Origin of the sequence: Bordetella genomosp. 11 (genome assembly GCF_002261215.1) — a bacterium.
Taxonomy (GTDB): domain Bacteria; phylum Pseudomonadota; class Gammaproteobacteria; order Burkholderiales; family Burkholderiaceae_B; genus Bordetella_C.
Genome location: NZ_NEVS01000004.1, coordinates 1477167 through 1495873 on the forward strand (window position 1 = coordinate 1477167; position 18707 = coordinate 1495873).

Genomic DNA, 18707 nt, shown 5'->3' on the forward strand with positions numbered 1-18707 from the left:
CCTCGTAAAACTGGACAGAGCATGAAATTCGCAACTCCTGGCGGCGTCTACAACGCCACTCCCTCCCGCGTGGTCTTCGCCGAAGGCGGCGTCGAAAACGTCGCCGACGAAGTCGCGCGGCTGGATGCCCGGCGCGCGCTGGTCGTGACCACTCCCGGTCGCAGCGGACTGGGCGAGCGCGTCGCGGCCTTGCTGGGCGATCGCTGTGCCGGCCTGTGGCCCGAAGCCATTTCGCAGGTGCCGATCGAGCTGGCGCGCCGTGGCAGGCAGGCCGCCCGCGACGCGGGCGCCGACTGCATCGTCAGCGTCGGCGGTGGGGCAGCCGTGGGCCTGGGCAAGGGCATTTCCCTGGAGCTCGCGCTGCCTATCGTGGCCATCCCCACGACCTATTCGGGATCGGAGGTGACCGGCTTCTGCGGCATCACCATCGACGGTGTCAAGCGCATGCACACCAGCCTGAATATGCTGGCGTCGACCGTGATCTACGATCCACTGCTCACGTTGGGCCTGCCGGCCGACGTCAGTGCCGCCAGTGCCATGAATGCGCTGGCGCACTGCGTCGACGCCGTCTACGTGCCCACCGTCGACCCCGTCACGGTACTGGCGGCGGTGGAAGGCGCGCGCGTCATCGCAGGCGCGGCCCCTCGTGTCATTGCCCGGCCGGGCGACGTCCAGGCGCGCGCCGAACTGCTGTATGGCGCGTACCTGGGCGGTGTCGCCCTGACCGGCGGTTTCGCGCTGCAGCACGGCCTGGCGCATGTCCTGGGCGGCAGCTTCAACATCGCCCATGGCCTGTCGCACACGCTGGTCCTGCCCTATGTCGCGGACTACAACAACGCCTATGCCGCGCTGCTGCTGCGGCGCGTTGCCGATGCCATCGGGGCGCCCAGCCTGGGCGCGGGCCTGCATGACCTGGCACGCTCGCTGGATATCCGGATGGGCCTGGCCGATAGCGGGCTGGACCGCGCCGCGCTGGATACCGCCGCCCGCATCACCGTGGAGACCGACGAGGGCTACAACCCCGGCCCGGTCACCGTCGAGGCGGTGCGGCGCATACTGGATGCCGCCTGGGACGGCGAACGTCCCGCCTGATGGCGCGGCGGCGAGCCTGACGCCCCGGAACCCCGGGAGCACCTAATAGAAGCCGATATGGCCGCAGTATTGGAGACATGATGAACATTACCCGCAGACATTTGATCCAGGCCGCAGGCGCCGTCGCGCTGGGCGCCGCCTTGCCCGCGGCGCGTGCCGCCGCGGCGTTCTCCTGGAAGTTCGGCCATGGCTTTCCGCCGAGCCATCCCATTCACAAGCGCGCCGTGGAAGCGGCCGCGTGGATCAAGCAGCAAAGCAAGGGGCAGGTGGACATCAACGTGTTCCCCAACAGCCAACTGGGCGGCGACAACGATCTGCTGTCGCAGGTCTATTCGGGCGGCATCGAGATGTTCACCACGGGCGGCATCATCATGTCCACGCTGGTGCCGCATGCCGCCATCAGCGGCCTGGGATTCATCTTCGCGGACTACCCGTCGGTCTGGAGCGCCATGGACGGCAAGCTGGGCGCCTTCGTGCGCGATGCCTTCGCCAAGAAGGGCCTGCATGCCGTCGACCGCATCTGGGACAACGGTTTTCGCGAAATCACCACCAGCAGCCGCCCGATCGCGCAGCCCCAGGATCTTGCCAACCTGAAGATCCGGGTACCGGTCAGTCCCTTGTATATCTCGCTGTTCAAGGCCCTGGGCGCGGCGCCCACCAGCATCAATCTGGCCGAGGTCTATACCGCTTTGCAGACCGGCGTGGTGGAAGGGCAGGAGAACCCGCTGGTGGTTACCGATACCGCCAAGTTCTACGAGGTGCAGAAATACTGCTCCCTGACCAACCATATCTGGGATGGGTCGTGGATCGTCATCAACGGGGATGCATGGGAGGGACTGCCGCCGGACCTGCAGGCCATCGTCAGCAAAGGCTTCAACGACCTCGCGCCGCAGCAGCGCGCCGACATCGCCCAGTTGAACGACTCGCTGGGCGCCAGCCTGGCGCAGCGCGGCCTGAAGGTCAACCACGCCGATCCGGCGCCGTTCCGCGACGCCTTGCGCAAGGCCGGCTTCTATACCGACTGGCAGTCCAAGTTCGGCGCGCAGGCGTGGGCGGTGTTGGAATCCGCGGTCGGGAAGCTGTCATGAGCACCGCGCCCTGGGCCGCACGGACCAAGGCGCGCATGGGCACGCATGCGGACGTGCGTGTCGATGCGTCCAAGCCCGCGCATGCCGCCACGGGCCCGGTGCCGCGGCGCAGCGCGACGCTGGCGCTGGCCGACGGCGCGTGGCGCTGGCTGGTCGAATATCCGGCGGCCTTGCTGGTCGTTGCGGAAGTCGTCATCCTGTTCACCGGCATCGTCGCGCGCTACGCCTTGCATATGCCGATCACCTGGACCGACGAGGCATCGTCCATCCTGTTCCTGTGGCTATCGGCGCTGGGCGCGGCCGTGGCCGTGCACCGTGGCGAACACATGCGCATGACCGCGCTGGTTTCGAAATGCGGGCCGCAAACCCGCGCCTATCTGGATGCGGTGGCCGCCGGCGCGGCGCTGTTGTTCCTGGTGCTGGTTCTGCTGCCGGCCATTCATTTCGCCGGGAAGCAGGGGGCTTTCACCACGCCGGCGCTGGAGCTATCCGGAAGCTGGCGCGCTGCCGCGCTACCGGTGGGCGTCGCCCTGATGTTCGCGGCGAGCGCCTTGCGGCTGGCGCATGCCGCCAACCGCCGGGTGGCGCTGGCCGCGCTGGCCACGGTCGCGCTTATCGCGCTGGCATTCCGCACGGGGCAGCCGCTATTCGCGGATCTGGGCAAACTGAACCTGCTGATTTTCTTCCTCGGCGTGGTGGTCCTGACGGTATTTGCCGGCGTGCCGATCGCCTTCGCATTCGGGCTGGCCACCTTCGGTTATCTTGCACTGACTACGCGGGTTCCGCTGGTCACCATGGTCGGCCGCATGGACGAAGGCATGTCGCATCTGGTCCTGCTGGCCGTGCCGCTGTTCATTTTCCTGGGGCTGCTGATCGAAATGACGGGCATGGCCCGGCGCATGGTGGGTTTTCTTGCCAATCTGATCGGGCACAAGCGGGGCGGGCTGGCTTACGTACTGATAGGCGCGATGTATCTGGTTTCCGGCATATCCGGCGCCAAGGCCGCCGACATGGCGGCCGTCGCGCCCGCGCTGTTTCCCGAAATGAAGAAACGTGGCGCCAAGGAGGGCGACCTGGTCGCATTGCTGGCCGCCACCGCGGCACAGACCGAAACCATCCCGCCGAGTATCGTGCTGATCACCATCGGCTCCGTGACGGGCGTGTCCATCGCCGCGCTGTTCACCGGCGGCCTGCTGCCGGGCGCCTTGCTGGCGGTCGCCCTGTGCTTGGTGGTATGGCGGCGGTATCGCAAGGAAGACCTGGCCGGCGCGGCCTGGCCTGGCGGTCCAGCCGTCCTGCGGTCGCTGCAGGCGGCCTTGCCGGCCCTGGTGCTGCCGTTCCTGATCCGCTTCGCGGTGGTCGACGGCGTGGCGACGGCCACGGAGGTTTCCACCATCGGCATCGTCTATGCGCTGCTCATCGCTTTGCTCGTGCAACGTGGCTGCGACTGGTCGCGGCTGGTTCCCATATTGGTGGAAACCGCGGCGTTGTCCGGCGCTATCCTGTTGATCATCGGTACGGCTACCGCGATGGCGTGGTGCCTGACGCGATCGGGCTTTTCCACCGACCTGGCCGCGCTGATGACGGGACTGCCCGGCGGAAAACTGGGCTTTCTCGCCGTCTCGATCGCGCTTTTCGTCGTGCTGGGCAGCGTGCTGGAGGGCGTGCCGGCCATCGTCCTCTTCGGGCCGCTGCTATTTCCCATTGCCCAGCAGGCGGGCGTCAACGAGGTGCATTACGCGATGGTCGTCATCCTTTCCATGGGAATAGGGCTGTTCGCGCCGCCGTTCGGCGTCGGCTACTACGTGGCGTCCGCCATCGGACGGGCGTCGCCCGATGCCGGGATGCGGGCCATCGCGGGCTACATGCTGGCGCTTTTCATCGGCGTGCTGGTGATCGCCGCCGTGCCATGGATTTCCACGGGGTTCCTGCAGTGAATATATTCCTGGTCGGCGAGGCCGCCACGCACGCCGAAAAACTGGCTTCGCGCCTGACGTGTGGCGCTGCCATCGTGCCGCTGCCACGCGAGGCCGCGCATGCGGCGGATCACGATGGCCGAATCGGCCCGCATGACGTGGTGGTGTCCCTGCGCTTCAGCCGGCCACCGGGCGCCACGCCTGCCTTCCGCCTGTTGCATGTGCCCGGCGCCGGCCTGGATGGCATCGACATGTCCAGCGTGCCGCCCGGCGCGACGGTCTGCAATGTGTTCGAGCACGAAATACCGATCGCCGAATACGTGACGCTGGCCATGCTGGAGTGGCAGATCCGCCTGCGCGACCTGGCCGCGCGCTTCACACCGCGCAGCTGGTCCGACCTGTACCGAAGCCGGCCGCCCCACGCGGAACTTTACGGCAAGACGCTGCTGCTGATCGGCCTGGGCCGCATCGGCCGCGCCATCGCGACACGGGCGCGCGCCTTCGGTATGCGGGTACTGGCGGTGGACGGCTACGCGCAGCCGCCCGCCGGCCTGGTGGACAGGGTGTTTGCGCCCCACGAGCTGGGCGAGGCGTTGCCGGCGGCGGAGTTCGTCGTCATCTGCTGTCCCTTGACCGAAGATACGCGCGGCATGTTCCACGCAGGCACGCTGGCGCGCATGCGCCGCGACGCCGTATTGATCAACGTATCGCGCGCCGAAATCGCCCGCGAACGGGACCTGTACGAAGCGTTGCGCGACAAGGTGATTGCCGGCGCCATCCTCGACGTCTGGTACCGCTATCCCAAGGGCGCCGACGATGACGTCGAACCGGCGTCCTTGCCTTTCCTCGATCTGCCCAATGTCATCGCCACCCCGCATACCTCGGCCTGGACCGTGGACCTGCCGTGGCGCCGATATGGCTTGATCGCGGCGAATATCGATAGACTGGCCCGGGGCGAAGCGTTGTCCAACGTAGTCCGTCCACCCGGACGGTGAGCGGCGCGGTTAAGAATGAGCGAAAGCCGCCGGCAGGACGGCGGCATGCTCGGCCTTCAATAAGTCCAGCGTCTCCTTGCCGCTATAGAACTTGTGGACCGCAAGGCCGGGTGTCGAGGTGTGTCCGATGGGAATCACGATGTCGTCGTCCTCGCGATGCAGCCATGCGCCGACGAAACGAACGCATGGGACGCGCAGCATCCTGAATTCATACACTTGTGAGTCCGTCGTTTCGTCGGCTTCCGCCAGGCGCATCGCCTGTACCGCGGATTGGGCCAGTGTGCTATCGCCTCTCATATGAGAGACGACCAGTTTCCCGTCCTCTTCGAGCACGCCCAGATCGGTGATGGGCGAATTCGCCGAAAAAAGCAGATACTGCCAGGCAATGAACCGGGCTTCACTGACCGTCTCGGTGCCTTGCAACACTTCCTTATCCAGGCGATAGGTCCGGAATGCAGGTGAAATGCGGGCCAGGGCCAGATCGACGTGAAAGAGCCGGGGAAGCCGCTCGAACACCTGTACGTCCAGAGCGTTCTGAATGAACGTAGTAACGCATTCAGCCGCCCCGGCGGGGGGCATGGGAAAGACGAAGTTCATCGAAAAATCCTTCGGGACGTTGGTGCCATCACGATGCAGGCTGCTTGGAAAACATGGTCAGATACCACGCGCTGTTTCCCCATCGTCCCGGATAACCTTGCGGAAAAACGCTCACCCGGACGAGGTTCACCCCTTCGATAGGATCGCAAACATTCCAGTAGCTATAACCGTTAAGGACAAAGGCAGCGTCTATAACGACGCAGTGCAGGTACCAGTCTCCCGATGGCCGCACCTGCATCTCCAGGACGACGACGAATGGCCTGCCTTCGTATAGCTCTCCCAGCAGTGGGGTCAGGCCGGGACTGTCGATCGCCGTTTGGGAATAGATGCCTACATTGATCATGGAGACCGTCGCGTCGCCCGGCATATTGCAGGTGCTATAAGGGGCGGCGGTGCCAGGCGCCACATTGCACGAGGTATTCATGATGCGGTTGTACAGATAGGCCTGGGAATACCGGTATCCCTGGGCATAAAAGTTACCCAGCGTGGACGCGACGGCGATCCAGCACCAGAGACCTTGATTCTGGTTTTCAAAATAGGTGTTCGGCAGCCTGAGAAAGTCGGCGCCGACGTCATACCCGGTGTAATAACCCATCGAGTTGCTATACGCGGTTTGCCCTTTCGGGGCAGCCAGTGCCAGGCTCTGCAGGGTCAGGCCCTTGGGCAGGGGTGCGTCGCTTGCCACCTGAGAATCGATATCAGGCTGAGCCATTGCTTCATCCTTGAGCGGAGAGTGGTGATTTATTCTGATTCTTCCGACCCGCCCGCGGGCGTAATCTAGTGCTACCGGTGGTATTGGCCGAGGCCGCCGCCGTTCGCGCGATTCGTATTCTTACGCGTGCCCGAACCCAAGATTTTACTTTATATATCTTAAATAACATATTGATTAATATGATATTTAATAGGAATTTCGGCGTGCCTGAATAGGCCTTCGCATACTTGCGGCCTGCATCGCCGGCGCGGGAATCCCGGCCGTGGCCGGCACGCCGTGGCGGCATCGCCTGGCCACCATCGCCCAACCCCACGGCCCGTATCCGCGCCTGGGCGGGCCTCAACCGCCAGGTTTCGGGGGTTTTTCGCCCCTTTTTACGACCGTTACCCGCGCGGTCCACTCACTAGAATGGATCCCGTCCCGTCAGCTGTGCGGGATCCGGCAGGCCCGATGGCCTGGACCGGCTGGCTTCCCTGGGCCCCACAATGAACGCTTCAACCCTGATCGGTATCGCCGTCGCCATCGCGACCCTGGCGACCGCCATCTTTTCCTCGTCGCCGGACGCCATTGCCTTCGTCAACCTTCCCGGCTTGGGGATCGTGCTGGGCGGGACGGCGGCGGCGGTCTTCATCGGCTATCCGATGACCGAGGTCCGCCGCATCGTGCCCTTGTTGCGGCGCGTATTCCGCAACGAAAAACTGGACACCCAGCGCGACATCGACGAGCTGGTCGCGCTGGCGCATAGCTGGGCCAGCGCCAACGTCCACAACGTCGAACGCGAACTGCAGAAAGTCACCAATCCCTTTCTGCGCACGGGCGTCCAGTTGATCATCGACAACACGCCGGAAGAGCAGATCGTCGAGTTGCTGCAATGGCGCATCGCCCGCATGCGCGCCCGCGAGCAGGCCGAGGCCCAGATGTTCCGCACCATGGCCAGCTTCGCGCCGGCCTTCGGCATGCTGGCCACGCTGATCGGGCTGGTCAACCTGATGACCGTGCTGGGTTCGCAAGGCATGGACGTCATCGGCAAGCAAATGGGCATCGCCCTGATCGCCACGTTCTACGGCATCCTGCTGGCCAACCTGGTCTGCAAGCCCATCGCCATCAAGCTGGAGCGCCGTACCGAGCAACGGCTGGTGCTGATGAACATGGTGCTGCAGGGCATCTCGATGATGTGCGAGCGCCGCGGCCCGGCGATGGTGCGCGAGACGCTCAATTCCTTCATGGAGAGCTTCGAGGATGAAATCCGCGAGCAGCCGCCTCGCAAGAAGGGCAAGGCGCCCAAGGCCGCACCCGCGCCAGCGGCGGCCTCGCGTGCCGCGCCCAGCCTGGCCGGCCAGGGATTGGGCGATGCCGCCTCCCTGCGCAACCGGACGAGCTCGCCGCGGCCATGAGTTCGACTCCTTCGCGGGCGTCCTGGATAGACGTCGCCATACAGCGCAAGGCCGAGGAAGAGCGCCAACAGCGTGCGCGCAGCAAGACCCTGCGCCGCAATCGCTACGAGCGCTGGCACGTGCCGGAAACCCTGGACAAGGAACCGGATAACTGGCTGATGACCTACCTGGACCTGATCACGCTGCTGTTGGCGCTGTTCGTGGTCATGCTGGCGCTGACGCGCATCGGCTCCGGCCCCGGGGCGAAGCCGCCTGAGGTCGCTTCCGGGGTCAGCCTGGCCAAGCTGCCGCCGGGCCCGGTCGAACCGTGGGCGGCCGATCTGCCGAAAATCCCCGAGGAATGGTCGCGCCTGCCGGAGCCCCCGCCGCCCGAACCCACCGTGACGGCGCCCACCGAACCGCTGGAAAAGCCGGCCGCGCCGGTCAAAATGCCGACGGCGGCCGAACTGGGACTGGCCGACCTGGGCAAATCGGTCGACGTGCAGGTCAACCGCCAGACGATCAGCTTCCGCATCAGCAACGAGCTGCTGTTCACCTCCGGCCAGGCCACCATCAGCAAGGAAGGCGTGCCGCTGATCAAGAAACTGGCCGACGTGATCAACCGCAGCAAATTCCCCGTGTCGGTAGAGGGGCACAGCGATAACGTCCCGATCCTGACGCGGCAGTTCGCGTCCAACTGGGACCTGTCGAGCAGCCGCGCGACCTCGGTGCTGCGCGAACTGGTGCATGACGGGGTCGACCCGCAGCGCCTGCGCGCCGTCGGCTACGCGGACACCAAGCCGCTGGAAAGCAACGACACCGCGGCGGGCAGGGCGGCCAACCGGCGCGTGGAACTGATCATGCGCATCGTGCCGGAAAAGAACTAGCCGTTGCAGCCGGCGGCAGCCTTGTGCCGCCGGGCCGGCGCGGCGGGGCTAGGCGTGGCCACAGGCCAGATTGGCGGGAATCGCGATATCCATCATCTTCGGGGCCGGCAGGTTCAGCCCATTCATGATGGCGACGTACTCGGCTTCCGACTTGCCGGCCAGGCGCGGGTTGAAGCGCTTCTCCTCGCCGATGGAGGAGGCGGTGCAGCCCCGGTAGTCATGCGCCGGATACACGAGGGTTTCCTCAGGCAGGCGAAACAGCTTGTTGACGATGGAGTCCCAGGAACGATGCGGGTCGCCCCCCTGGAAATCGGTGCGCCCGGTGCCGCGGATGAGCAGCACGTCGCCGGTGAATACGGCATGCGGCCGTCCGGGATTCAGCACGAAGCTGAAGGATTCGTCCGTGTGGCCCGGGGTATAGATGCCTTGCAGCGCGATGTCGCCCACGCGCAGGATTTCCCCTTCGACGACGCGGCGCGACACGCAGTCCGCCCGGGTGTGCTCGCCCATCACCGTCATGCAGCCGGTCGCGTCGCGCAGGTCGCCGAGCGCCGTGATGTGGTCGGCGTGCGTATGGGTATCCACGGCATGCAGCAGGCGCACGTCGAGTTCGCGCAGCAGCACCGCATAGTGCTGGCAATGTTCCTTCACCGGGTCGATGATCAGGGCCTCGCCGCCCATGCCCGAGGCGATCAGGTAGGTGTATGTCGAGGACGCGGCGTCGAAGAACTGGCGGAGGATCATGGCGGCCCCTAATTTCGTTTAGAAATAAGCTTATTTCCAAAGTGCATAAGTATGGCCCGTCTTCTCGCGCCGATCAAGCGATGCGCCGGATGGCGGTCTGGGTACCCGGCCCTCCGTCCCGCGACAGGCAGAGGCTTCACACGGCCGACGCGGGCCTGCCATTGCGGTGATAGGCGCGTGCCTTCAAGGTTTCCAACTGCGCCGTGATCACCTGCCGCAACCACTGGTTGCCCGGGTCGTTGGTCTGGCTGCGATGCCAATACATGTTGACCTGGAACGTGGGCGGCCGGAACGGCAGCCCCACCTGGCGCAATTCCTTCATGGACGCGAAGAAGTCCGCCAGGGCCTGCGGGACCGTCGCCACGACGTCAGTGCTGCCGACAATGACCGGGATGCTCATGAAGTGCGGCGTGCGCAGGACCACCTTGCGCCGCAGCTTCTTCTTGCGCAGGAAATTCTCGAACACCTCAAGGCTACGCCCCGGCGCCTCTACTTCGACGTGATTCAGGCTTAAGTACTGATCCATCGTCAACGCGCGATCCCGTATGGGGTGGTTCGCGCGCATGATGCACGCGAAGGAATGCAGTCCGATGCGCCGATGCAGGAACTGGCTGCTGGTGATGTCGGGGAAGTAGCCGCAGGCCAGGTCCACGTCGCCGGCTGCCATGGCTTCCTCCAGTTCGCGCGGCGGCAGGTACATCGACCGCAGCGAAATCGATGGTGCGCTTCTTTCCAGTGCCTGGACGGCGAAGGGCAGGTAGATACCTTCGCCGATGTCGGTCAGGCCCAAACGGAATTCGCGGGTGGAGGTCGCCGGATCGAACTGCGGCACGGCGAACAGTTCGTTGTCCACCGCCTGCACGATGCCGCGTATGGGCGCGACCAGCTCGCGGGCGCGGCTGGTGGGCTCCATGCCGTTGTAGGTCTTGACGAATAGCGGATCGCCCAGCAGTCCGCGCAGCCGCCGTAGTGCCGTGCTCAGGCCGGGCTGGCTCATGTCCAGCATTTGCGCCGATCGGCCGACGCTGCGCGTTTCGTGAATGGCGAGGAATACCCGCAGCAGATGGACGTCCAGGTTCATCGAGCGTTATCTCCAATCGAGATATTGAATATAACGATCATGTCATTGAGAAATCTACCCCGGATCTTTACGCTTGCGTCCACACCATACGTAAACGGAGACGAAGACATGGATGCACCTGAAGCCGCGGCGGCCCAGCGCCCCGCGTTGTCCTGGCCGGAGGGCGGCGTGACGCGCGTACCCTTCCAGGTATTCTCGGATCCGGAGATCTATGCCATGGAGCAGCAAAAGATCTTCCGCGGGCCGGTATGGCACTACCTGTGCCTGGAGGCGGAAATCCCCGCCAAGGGGGACATCCGCACGACCTGGGTCGGCGATACGCCCATCATCGTGACCCGCGACGAAGAAGGGCGGGTGCATGCGATGATCAACCGCTGCGCGCACAAAGGGGCGCTGGTCTGCCTGAAGGACCACGACAACCGGCATTCTCTGACCTGTGTCTACCACGCGTGGAACTACGGCCTGGATGGACGGTTGAAGACCGTGGCCTTTCGCAATGGCGTGCGTGGCAAGGGCGGCATGCCGGAGGACTTCGATCCCGGCTGCCATCGGCTGGAGCCGCTGCGCATCGAGCGCTTCGGCGGCATCGTCTTCGGCACGCATTCGGAAGACACCGAACCGCTGCGGCAATTCCTGGGCGAAAAGATATCCGCCTTCCTGGCGCGCAACATGGATAAGCCGCTGAAGGTGTTGGGCAAGCATAGCCAGGTGATCCACAACAACTGGAAGCTGTATGCGGAGAACGTGCGCGACTCCTACCACGCGACGCTGCTGCATACGTTCTACACGACGTTTCGCGTGAATCGCCTGGACATGGATGGCGGGATCATCCTGTCGGAAAAGAAGTGGCACCACATCAGCTATTCCAAGCGCGCCACGCTGGCGCCCGCCGCGGAATACCAGGAATCCAAGGTGCATTCCGCGCAATACGATTCCGAATTGGCCGGCCCGGCGCTGCTGCAGGCCTGGGATGCCTATGACGACAACATCACCCACAGCATCCAGACGGTCTTCCCGACGCTGGTGATACAGCTGACGCTGAACTCTCTGGCGGTGCGCTTCTTCGTGCCGCGCGGCGTCGACAAAACCGAGCTGTTCTGGATATTCCTGGGGCACGAGGACGATACGCCGGAGCAGGAGAAAATGCGCATCATGCAGGCCAACCTGACGGGCGCGGCGGGCCTGGTGGCGCTGGAGGACGGTTGCATCAACTCGTTCGTGCAGCGCGGTACGCACGGAAGCCCGGATCGCGCGGCCTTCATCGAAATGGGCGGACGAGTGGCCGAATCCAACGAGTCGTCGCGGGCAACCGAGGCCGCGGTGCGCGGATTCTGGCACGGGTATCGACACATCATGGGATTCGCGGAGGCGGCGCAATGACGGCCCTGGCACAGGAAAGTACCGCCGCTTCCCGGCATGCGGCGCACGCGGATGTCGCCGCGCTGCTTACGCGCTATGCCGATGCGCTGGACGATGGGCGAGTCGACGACTGGGTCGACTTTTTCGTGGACGATGGCATTTACCAGGTCACCACCCGGGAGAACGAAGCCAACAATTACCCGGTGGGCATCGTCTACTGCGAAGGACGCGGCATGCTGCTGGATCGCGTGAAGGCACTGAAGATCGCCAATATCTTCGAAAGCCATGTGTACTGCCACGTCAACGGACAGCCCACCATCCTGCAGGAAGACGACGGCCTGCTGACCGTGCGCAGCAATTTCGTCGTTTACCGCACGATGTACGACGGCCGCGCCGAGCTCTTCGCGACGGGCAAATACCTGGATGTCATCCGCCGCGACGACGCGGGGCTGCGTTTCCAGGAAAGACGCGCCGTGGTGGATTCACGCAGGATCGACACGCTGCTGGTATTTCCCATCTAGCCGCGCCGCCGGCCGGCAATAACGATACACAACGGACCTGAACGGTCCGGGGGAGACAATCATGAACAGAATCGTCAGGCGGATGACCGCCATGGCGGCGTGCGTACTGATGGCGGCCTGCCTGCCGGCGGCCCGCGCGGGCGACTGGCCGGCCAAGCCGATACGTATCATCGTGCCGTTCGCGCCCGGCGGCATCGCCGATATCCTGGCGCGCATGCTCAGCCCGGTACTGCAGGAGGGATTGGGACAATCCATCATCGTGGAGAACAAGCCCGGCGCCAGCGGCAGTTTGGCCACCGAATACGTGGCGCGGGCCGAACCGGACGGCTACACGCTGCTGCTCGGCCTGGCCGCGCCGCAGACCCTGAACCAATACATCTACAAGGTGCCTTACGACGGCGTCAAGGATTTCGCGCCGATCACGCTGCTGAACACCAATCCGCTGGTGCTGATGGCCAACCCGTCGCTGCCGGTGCATACGGTGCGGGAGCTGATCGCATTGGCCGGGCAGAAGCCGGGGCAGATCTTCTTTTCCGATGCGGGCGGGCTGACGCAGTTCAGCGGCGAGATCTTCAAATACATGACGGGCGCGAAGATTTCCCATGTGCGCTATCGCGGCGGCGCGCCGGCGGTCACCGCCGCGGCGGCCGGCGAGGTACAAATCACGTTCGCCAATTATTCGGACGCGCTGGCCTGGATGAAATCCGGCAAGCTGCGTCCCATTGCCCTGACCAGCATGCAGCGCTTTCCGCAGTCGCCGGAAATACCGACGATCGCCGAGTCGGGCGTGCCGGGATTCGACGTGCAGGGGTGGAGCGCGTTGCTGGCGCCCGCCGGCACGCCTCCGGCCGTCATCGACAGGATCTACAAGGTCGTGGCGGCCGGCCTGAAAGACCCCGTACTGCGCGAGAAGATGATGAACATCGGTGCCGAGCCAGGCGGCAATACACCCGCCGAATTCAAGGCCTTCATGGAAAAGGAATCGGAGAAATGGCGTACCTTCGTCGAGCGCACGGGCATCAAGGTCGAACAATGAGCGCGACCCGAATGCCGGACATCGTCGATACGCGCTGGCTGGCCGAGTACCTGGGCACGCCCGGGCTGCGCATCATCGATGCATCCTGGTCGATGGCAGCCACCGTGCCGTCGCCCAGGGACGGCTATCTCCAGGGCCATATCCCGGGCGCGGTGTTCCTGGACCTGGATGCCGCCGCCGATCCCGCGGGCGGCTTGCCCCACACCCTGGCGCCGGCAGCGCACTTCGGCGCGGTGGCCGGCGGCCTGGGGATAGGCAGGGACGACGCCGTGGTGGTGTATGACCGCGCCGGCATGCATACCTCGCCGCGCGCCTGGTGGCTGTTCAAGGCCTACGGGCATGGCCAGGTGGCGGTTCTCGACGGGGGCTTGCCGAAATGGCGTGCCGACGGCGGTACCGTCGAGGGCGGGGAGGTGGTGTTGGCGCCTTGCCCCTATGCCGCCGATGCGCCGTGGGCGCATGCCCGCACGCAAGCCGACGTGCTGGCGGCGACGCGCCAGGGCGTGCAGATTGTGGACGCGCGCAGCCCGGGCCGCTATCGCGGCGACGAACCCGAGCCCCGGCCGGGCCTGCGTGGCGGCCATATTCCGGGGAGTTGTAATCTTCCGTATACGCGCCTGCTCGACGCAGGCGATGGTACGTTGCTGGACGCTGCGGGCCTGCGCGCCGTCTTCGACCAGGCCGGGATCGATACGCGCCGGCCCGTCATCTGCACCTGCGGCTCCGGCGTGACCGCATGCGTGATCCGTCTTGCGCTGGCGCGCCTGGGCGCGGTATCCGCGAGCGTCTATGACGGCTCGTGGACGGAATGGGGCTCGACGCCGGGGCTGCCCGTGGCGACGGGGCCGTAAGGGCGCGCCGGCCCGCTGATTGATTTTTCTTAAGGAAGGATGTCTCGATGATCTACGAATTGAAGAAGTACACCGCGCAACCCGGCAAGGCCGAGGCCTTGAAACAGCGCTTCGAAGCCCATACCATGCCCATCTTCAAGCGGCTGGGCATCGAGGTCGTGCATTGCTGGACCGAACCGGGCGCGCCGGACGATTTCTACTATCTGACGCGCTATCCGTCGGCCGAGGCCCGCGATGCGGCGCTGCGTGCCTTCGGTGCGGATCCGGAATGGAAGGCCGCCAAGGCGGCCAGCGAGACGGACGGCCCGCTGCTGGGCAGCCAGACCACGGTGGCACTGGTCCCGACTGCGTTTTCACCCAATGACTGAATCCCATTTTCCTATGCAACGAACCCGCACACTTACCGTAGGCGATGCGCCCTTCGCCGTCGTCGAACAGGGGCCGGACGCCGGTCCCTGTGTCCTGTTCAGCCACTCCGTCATGACGACGCACGCCATGTGGCAAGGGCAGCTCGACCGCCTGAGCCAGGCCGGCTATCGCGCCATCGCGTATGACGCCCGGGGGCACGGCGCCAGCGTGGTATCGCCCGCGCCATATCGCATGCGCCAGCTGGGCGACGATGTTATCGGGCTGCTCGACGCGCTGGATATCGCACACGCGCATCTGGTCGGCCTGTCGCTGGGCGGCATGATCGCCTTCGACCTGGCCACCCGTCATCCCACGCGCCTTCTCAGCGCCGTTATCTGCGACGCACGGGCGGACAGTCCCGAGGCCTTCGCCGCGCCCTGGGACGAACGCATCGAAATGGCGCGCGGGCAGGGCATGAAAGCGCTGGCCTCGCCGACCATCGACCGCTGGTTCGGTGCCGGATTCCGCGAATCCGGGCAGGCTCGCGCCATCCACCGCATGATCTGCGAGACGCCGGTCGAAGGCTTTGTCGGTACCGGCCGGGCCTTGCAGGACTTCGATTTCCGGCCGGGGCTGGACAAGGTCGATCTGCCGGTCACGCTGATCTGCGGCGACAACGACGGGGTGCTGCCCGCGGAAATGGCCTCGCTGGCGCAGCGCATTCCCGGCGCGGTGCTGGAAATGATCCCTGGCGCGGGGCATCTTCCCAATATCGAAAACCCCGCCGCGTTCGATGCGGCGCTGATGCGGCACCTCGCCCGCGTCGCGTAATCGGGTCCGGCCAGCCGACACCATAAGAAACGGGACGACACCCAACGACATGGCTGCCCGGCCCATCGCCCTTAACATAATCTTCATCCGAAACAGCTAGCATCGGCCGCAATGTCGAAGCGCGCGCACGCGAACGGCAACAACGGGCCCATGACGATGAAGATCCTATATACAAATTTCCACCGCGCGCGCGGCGTAGGTGGACATACCTCCTATATCGCCCGCCTGGCAGCCGCGCTGGCGCAGCGTCATTCCGTCAGCATCGCGGCACCGGCGCGCAGCGCGCTGGAGCGCATGGGCCGCGAAATGCCCGGGGTCCGGACGCACGCCCAGGAATTTCCCAGCAGCCTGCATCAGGTTCCCGCCGCGCTGCGCCAATTGAATAGACTGCTGCGGGAACAGCAGTACGACATCGTGCATGTCAATGGATCGTCCGACCATCGCCTGGTGCTTCTGGCCTCGCTGACCTTGCCACGGCGTCCGAAGATCGTGCTGACCAAGCACAATGACCATCGGATTCGCGGGACCAGCGCGTGGCTGCGCATGTTGGCGGGGACCGACCATGTCATTGCCGTGTGCGAGCATGTGAAGCGCCGGCTGGCGCGCAGCCCTTATGCGCGCAGGGGTGTAACGCGGGTGTTCAATGGCATCGACACGCGCCGGTTCACGCCGCCCGCGGAAGCGGCCCGGCCCGCCTTGCGGGAAAAGTACTTCGGCTCGGACATGCCGGACCGCATCGTCCTGGGTAGCAATGCGGGTACGTCGGACTACAAGGGCTGGATGTATATGGTCAGGGCGGTGGCGGAACTGCCGCACCCCTTGCGCCGGCGATTCCACGTGGCGGTCGCGGGCGCGCGCCCCTCGGCGGAGGACCTGGACGAAGTGCGGGCCCTGAGCATGCAGGAACACTTCACCTATGCGGGCGACCTGGATGACGTGCGCCCGTTCCTGGCCGCCATCGACATCGGTTTCGTGCTGTCGCATCGAATCGAAACGATTTCGTTCGCGTGCCGCGAAATGATGGCCACCGGCAAGCCGGTCATCGTTACATCCCATTGCGGGCTGCCGGAAAATATCACTCCGGGCATAGACGGTTGGGTCGTGCCGCCTTGTTCGTCCACGGCGATTTCGACGCTGCTGAAATCCGTGCAGTCGGGCGCGCACGACATCGCGCGCATGGGGACGGCGGCACGCGGAAAGGCCGTAAGCGAATTCGGCATCGATCCCTTTATCGCCGGCACCGAGCATGTGTACCTGAGCCTGATGAATCCGCTGCCGGGCATTCTGGAACTGTACGATCCGCGCTTCTAGCGGGGCGACGGGCCTGGCGCGCGATTAAGCGTATCCGTCCGTCGCGTTCGCATCCACGTATGTTTCATGGGATGTCCATCGTCGGATCCCGTCGCAGGCCGCGCAATCGGCGGATCGCGCGGCCTGCGGAGCGGATCACAGCACAGCGTCGCGTGTGCGGCCACCCCGCGTGGCGGCATAGGTGGACGAGAACGCACCGATCAGCATCGAGATAAAGGCCCACAACGCAAACGCGACGGCTGCCTTGCGTGCCGCGTCCGCTGCTTCGCGGGCCTTTTGCTTCGCGTCGTCCGCCGCCTGTTTGGCACGGTTGATCGTATCGTCGATGCGTTTTTCGGCGGTCGCCTGATCGACGCCGGCCTGCGTGGAGATGACGCGCGCGACGTAGGCCTTGTCTTCGGGGGTGATGGAGCCCCGGGCCAGGCTGACCGCGACGATACGGCCGACCTCCGCCTTGGCGGCATCGCCTTGCGTGGCATCGGGCCGATCCGAGCGGAAGAGGCTATCGACGAAATACTGCGCCGACGGTCCCTGCATGGCGGACGTGCCGCCGTTACCCCCGGCCGCCGCGGCCGCCGTTGCCGCGCCGGCGGCGCCGGATACTGCGCCAGCCCCCACCTTGGCCGCGCCGCTGACCGCGGACGATACGCCGGATCCCAACAGGAAGGCGCTGACCACCGCGGCCACCGCCCATACCAGGAAGCCATGGGCGGTATCGCGGAAATAGACTTCGTCGGAATGGACGTCGACCCATTTGGTGCGCATCCGTCCGGCGATATAGCCGCCCAGGCCGGCGGAAATGATCTGGATGACGACCAGCCAGATGATGAGGCCTATCCCCAGGGTCTTGGCCGATGCGCCGTCATCGCCCCATGGCGACATGGAGGCGAACCCGAAGCCCGCCCCGGCCAGCAGCAGCATCAGGTAGGTGGCGGCCGCCACGAAGGCGCCCGCCAGGACGGCGCCCCAGGAAACCGCGGAGCCGAAGGACTCGCGCTTGCCCAGGGATGCCGGCGAACCCGACGGATACGAAGTGGTGGATTCCATGGATAGCCTCGCTCAGGAAGGGGAATGAACCTTGGCCTTGAGCAATTGGCATACCCGCCGGGGCGATGCGGTGCGCGCCGGCGGGGCGCATGGCGATCAGGCGCCGAAGCCGCCGTCGATGGTCAGGCTGGTGCCGGTGACGAAGGCGGCGTCGGGGCCCGCCAGATAGGCGACCATGCCGGCGATTTCGTCAGGATGCGCATGCCGCGGCAGCGCCATCATCCCGTGCATCATGTCGGCGAACTCGCCGCTTTCCGGGTTCATGTCGGTATTCACCGGTCCCGGCTGGACATTGTTGACCGTAATGGCGCGCGGGCCCAGGTCGCGCGCCATCCCGCGCACCAGCCCCTGCAGCGCCGCCTTGCTCATCGCATACGCGGCACCGCCGGGGAAGGGCATGCGGTCGGCGTTGACGCTGCCGATATTGATGATGCGGCCGCCATCCGGCATATGGGGCAGCACGGCCTTCGACGCCACGAACACCGCGCGCACGTTCAGATCGAGCGTCCGGTCGAAATCCTCCAGGGAAAAGCTCTCGATCGGCCCCAGCAGCAGGGCGCCGGCGTTATTGACCAGGATGTCGATGCCACCGAATTCACGCGCGGCGGCATCCACCGCCAGCGCCACCGCTTGCGGGTCCGCGCCGTCGGCCTGTAGCGCCAGCGCACGGCCGCCGCCGGCTTCTATCGTCTGCGCCAGCGAGCGGGCCTGCTCGGCAGAGCCGCGATAGGTGAAGACCACGTTGGCGCCATCGCGTGCCAGCCGTTGGACGATGGACGCGCCGATGCCGCGGGCACCGCCGGTGATGAACGCGGTCTTGCCGGCGAGCGGGGCATTGCGCGAAGTGTCGTCGGAGCGGGCGGAGGAGAGGGAGGAGTTCATGGTCGTGGACCTCGGGTTGGGAAAGTGTGGCCAGTA

19 protein-coding genes are annotated in these 18707 nt (G+C 65.4%); 13 read left to right on the forward strand and 6 right to left on the reverse strand.

The features are described 5' to 3' along the window. Nucleotides 1-21: 21 nt before the first annotated feature. From CAL28_RS14250 to CAL28_RS14265, 4 genes are all read left to right on the forward strand, one after another. Nucleotides 22-1092: a maleylacetate reductase gene (locus CAL28_RS14250; protein ID WP_094841986.1), complete on the forward strand. Its 1071-nt coding sequence runs from the start codon at nucleotides 22-24 to the stop codon at nucleotides 1090-1092. A gap of 77 nt (nucleotides 1093-1169) precedes the next feature. Beyond that, complete coding sequence (locus CAL28_RS14255; RefSeq protein WP_217906573.1) at nucleotides 1170-2180, forward strand: TRAP transporter substrate-binding protein; 1011 nt, start codon at nucleotides 1170-1172, stop codon at nucleotides 2178-2180. 35 nt (nucleotides 2181-2215) lie between these two features. After that, nucleotides 2216-4117 (forward strand): TRAP transporter large permease, encoded by a 1902-nt coding sequence (locus CAL28_RS14260; RefSeq protein WP_094844620.1) that lies wholly within the window; start codon nucleotides 2216-2218, stop codon nucleotides 4115-4117. Continuing rightward, nucleotides 4114-5091, forward strand: a complete 978-nt coding sequence (locus CAL28_RS14265) for a 2-hydroxyacid dehydrogenase (RefSeq protein WP_094841988.1) — start codon at nucleotides 4114-4116, stop codon at nucleotides 5089-5091. Before CAL28_RS14260 ends, CAL28_RS14265 begins: the two co-directional genes overlap by 4 nt. 9 nt (nucleotides 5092-5100) lie before the next feature. On the opposite strand, the gene CAL28_RS14270 is transcribed toward CAL28_RS14265, so the two are convergent. Both CAL28_RS14270 and CAL28_RS14275 read right to left on the reverse strand, forming a co-directional pair. Continuing rightward, entirely contained in the window at nucleotides 5101-5688 is a 588-nt protein-coding gene (locus CAL28_RS14270) for a hypothetical protein (RefSeq protein WP_094841989.1), read from the reverse strand. Between the two features lie 28 nt (nucleotides 5689-5716). Then, nucleotides 5717-6400 (reverse strand): hypothetical protein, encoded by a 684-nt coding sequence (locus CAL28_RS14275; RefSeq protein WP_094841990.1) that lies wholly within the window; start codon nucleotides 6398-6400, stop codon nucleotides 5717-5719. A gap of 485 nt (nucleotides 6401-6885) precedes the next feature. Between CAL28_RS14275 and CAL28_RS14280 the strand changes: the two genes are divergently transcribed. Continuing rightward, nucleotides 6886-7794 (forward strand): motility protein A, encoded by a 909-nt coding sequence (locus CAL28_RS14280; RefSeq protein WP_094841991.1) that lies wholly within the window; start codon nucleotides 6886-6888, stop codon nucleotides 7792-7794. Continuing rightward, the gene (locus CAL28_RS14285) at nucleotides 7791-8660 is read left to right on the forward strand and encodes an OmpA/MotB family protein (RefSeq protein ID WP_094841992.1); all 870 of its coding nucleotides are present in this window, start codon (nucleotides 7791-7793) and stop codon (nucleotides 8658-8660) included. Before CAL28_RS14280 ends, CAL28_RS14285 begins: the two co-directional genes overlap by 4 nt. A gap of 48 nt (nucleotides 8661-8708) precedes the next feature. Here the strand turns inward: CAL28_RS14285 and CAL28_RS14290 are convergent, their stop codons facing one another. Then, the gene (locus CAL28_RS14290; protein WP_094841993.1) at nucleotides 8709-9404 is read right to left on the reverse strand and encodes an MBL fold metallo-hydrolase; all 696 of its coding nucleotides are present in this window, start codon (nucleotides 9402-9404) and stop codon (nucleotides 8709-8711) included. A 136-nt stretch (nucleotides 9405-9540) separates the two neighbouring features. Then, nucleotides 9541-10485, reverse strand: a complete 945-nt coding sequence (locus CAL28_RS14295; protein WP_094841994.1) for a LysR family transcriptional regulator — start codon at nucleotides 10483-10485, stop codon at nucleotides 9541-9543. Between the two features lie 108 nt (nucleotides 10486-10593). On the opposite strand from CAL28_RS14295, the gene CAL28_RS14300 reads away from it, so the two are divergent. The 7 genes from CAL28_RS14300 (at nucleotide 10594) to CAL28_RS14330 (ending at nucleotide 16742) form a co-directional block, all read left to right on the forward strand. Further along, nucleotides 10594-11865 (forward strand): aromatic ring-hydroxylating oxygenase subunit alpha, encoded by a 1272-nt coding sequence (locus tag CAL28_RS14300; RefSeq protein WP_094841995.1) that lies wholly within the window; start codon nucleotides 10594-10596, stop codon nucleotides 11863-11865. Next, nucleotides 11862-12365, forward strand: a complete 504-nt coding sequence (locus tag CAL28_RS14305) for an aromatic-ring-hydroxylating dioxygenase subunit beta (RefSeq protein WP_094841996.1) — start codon at nucleotides 11862-11864, stop codon at nucleotides 12363-12365. Before CAL28_RS14300 ends, CAL28_RS14305 begins: the two co-directional genes overlap by 4 nt. 61 nt (nucleotides 12366-12426) lie before the next feature. Then, the gene (locus tag CAL28_RS14310; RefSeq protein ID WP_094841997.1) at nucleotides 12427-13401 is read left to right on the forward strand and encodes a Bug family tripartite tricarboxylate transporter substrate binding protein; all 975 of its coding nucleotides are present in this window, start codon (nucleotides 12427-12429) and stop codon (nucleotides 13399-13401) included. Then, nucleotides 13398-14252: a sulfurtransferase gene (locus tag CAL28_RS14315; protein ID WP_217906574.1), complete on the forward strand. Its 855-nt coding sequence runs from the start codon at nucleotides 13398-13400 to the stop codon at nucleotides 14250-14252. The genes CAL28_RS14310 and CAL28_RS14315 overlap by 4 nt, the downstream gene beginning before the upstream one ends. 47 nt (nucleotides 14253-14299) lie before the next feature. Then, nucleotides 14300-14620 (forward strand): NIPSNAP family protein, encoded by a 321-nt coding sequence (locus tag CAL28_RS14320; protein WP_094841999.1) that lies wholly within the window; start codon nucleotides 14300-14302, stop codon nucleotides 14618-14620. Between the two features lie 13 nt (nucleotides 14621-14633). Further along, nucleotides 14634-15431 carry an alpha/beta fold hydrolase gene (locus tag CAL28_RS14325; RefSeq protein ID WP_176463991.1) on the forward strand — a complete coding sequence of 266 codons (798 nt, stop codon included), beginning with the start codon at nucleotides 14634-14636 and terminating at the stop codon, nucleotides 15429-15431. A 111-nt stretch (nucleotides 15432-15542) separates the two neighbouring features. After that, nucleotides 15543-16742, forward strand: a complete 1200-nt coding sequence (locus CAL28_RS14330) for a glycosyltransferase (RefSeq protein ID WP_254926127.1) — start codon at nucleotides 15543-15545, stop codon at nucleotides 16740-16742. Nucleotides 16743-16877: 135 nt separating this feature from the next. On the opposite strand, the gene CAL28_RS14335 is transcribed toward CAL28_RS14330, so the two are convergent. Beyond that, a complete protein-coding gene (locus CAL28_RS14335) occupies nucleotides 16878-17789 on the reverse strand; it encodes a hypothetical protein (protein WP_217906575.1) in 912 nt (303 codons plus the stop codon). 96 nt (nucleotides 17790-17885) lie between these two features. Then, entirely contained in the window at nucleotides 17886-18671 is a 786-nt protein-coding gene (locus CAL28_RS14340; protein ID WP_094842001.1) for an SDR family oxidoreductase, read from the reverse strand. Between the last annotated feature and the right edge of the window lie 36 nt (nucleotides 18672-18707).

Excerpts from the sequence above, each read along its gene's own strand:
- CAL28_RS14280 (WP_094841991.1), top strand. The coding sequence starts at position 6,886 with ATGAACGCTTCAACCCTGATCGGTATCGCCGTCGCCATCGCGACCCTG.
- CAL28_RS14300 (WP_094841995.1), top strand. The coding sequence starts at position 10,594 with ATGGATGCACCTGAAGCCGCGGCGGCCCAGCGCCCCGCGTTGTCCTGG.
- CAL28_RS14270 (WP_094841989.1), bottom strand. The coding sequence starts at position 5,688 with ATGAACTTCGTCTTTCCCATGCCCCCCGCCGGGGCGGCTGAATGCGTT.
- CAL28_RS14290 (WP_094841993.1), bottom strand. The coding sequence starts at position 9,404 with ATGATCCTCCGCCAGTTCTTCGACGCCGCGTCCTCGACATACACCTAC.
- CAL28_RS14325 (WP_176463991.1), top strand. The coding sequence starts at position 14,634 with ATGCAACGAACCCGCACACTTACCGTAGGCGATGCGCCCTTCGCCGTC.
- CAL28_RS14330 (WP_254926127.1), top strand. The coding sequence starts at position 15,543 with ATGTCGAAGCGCGCGCACGCGAACGGCAACAACGGGCCCATGACGATG.
- CAL28_RS14255 (WP_217906573.1), top strand. The coding sequence starts at position 1,170 with ATGATGAACATTACCCGCAGACATTTGATCCAGGCCGCAGGCGCCGTC.
- CAL28_RS14250 (WP_094841986.1), top strand. The coding sequence starts at position 22 with ATGAAATTCGCAACTCCTGGCGGCGTCTACAACGCCACTCCCTCCCGC.
- CAL28_RS14295 (WP_094841994.1), bottom strand. The coding sequence starts at position 10,485 with ATGAACCTGGACGTCCATCTGCTGCGGGTATTCCTCGCCATTCACGAA.
- CAL28_RS14260 (WP_094844620.1), top strand. The coding sequence starts at position 2,216 with ATGGGCACGCATGCGGACGTGCGTGTCGATGCGTCCAAGCCCGCGCAT.
- CAL28_RS14315 (WP_217906574.1), top strand. The coding sequence starts at position 13,398 with ATGAGCGCGACCCGAATGCCGGACATCGTCGATACGCGCTGGCTGGCC.
- CAL28_RS14285 (WP_094841992.1), top strand. The coding sequence starts at position 7,791 with ATGAGTTCGACTCCTTCGCGGGCGTCCTGGATAGACGTCGCCATACAG.
- CAL28_RS14275 (WP_094841990.1), bottom strand. The coding sequence starts at position 6,400 with ATGGCTCAGCCTGATATCGATTCTCAGGTGGCAAGCGACGCACCCCTG.
- CAL28_RS14335 (WP_217906575.1), bottom strand. The coding sequence starts at position 17,789 with ATGGAATCCACCACTTCGTATCCGTCGGGTTCGCCGGCATCCCTGGGC.
- CAL28_RS14320 (WP_094841999.1), top strand. The coding sequence starts at position 14,300 with ATGATCTACGAATTGAAGAAGTACACCGCGCAACCCGGCAAGGCCGAG.
- CAL28_RS14310 (WP_094841997.1), top strand. The coding sequence starts at position 12,427 with ATGAACAGAATCGTCAGGCGGATGACCGCCATGGCGGCGTGCGTACTG.
- CAL28_RS14340 (WP_094842001.1), bottom strand. The coding sequence starts at position 18,671 with ATGAACTCCTCCCTCTCCTCCGCCCGCTCCGACGACACTTCGCGCAAT.
- CAL28_RS14305 (WP_094841996.1), top strand. The coding sequence starts at position 11,862 with ATGACGGCCCTGGCACAGGAAAGTACCGCCGCTTCCCGGCATGCGGCG.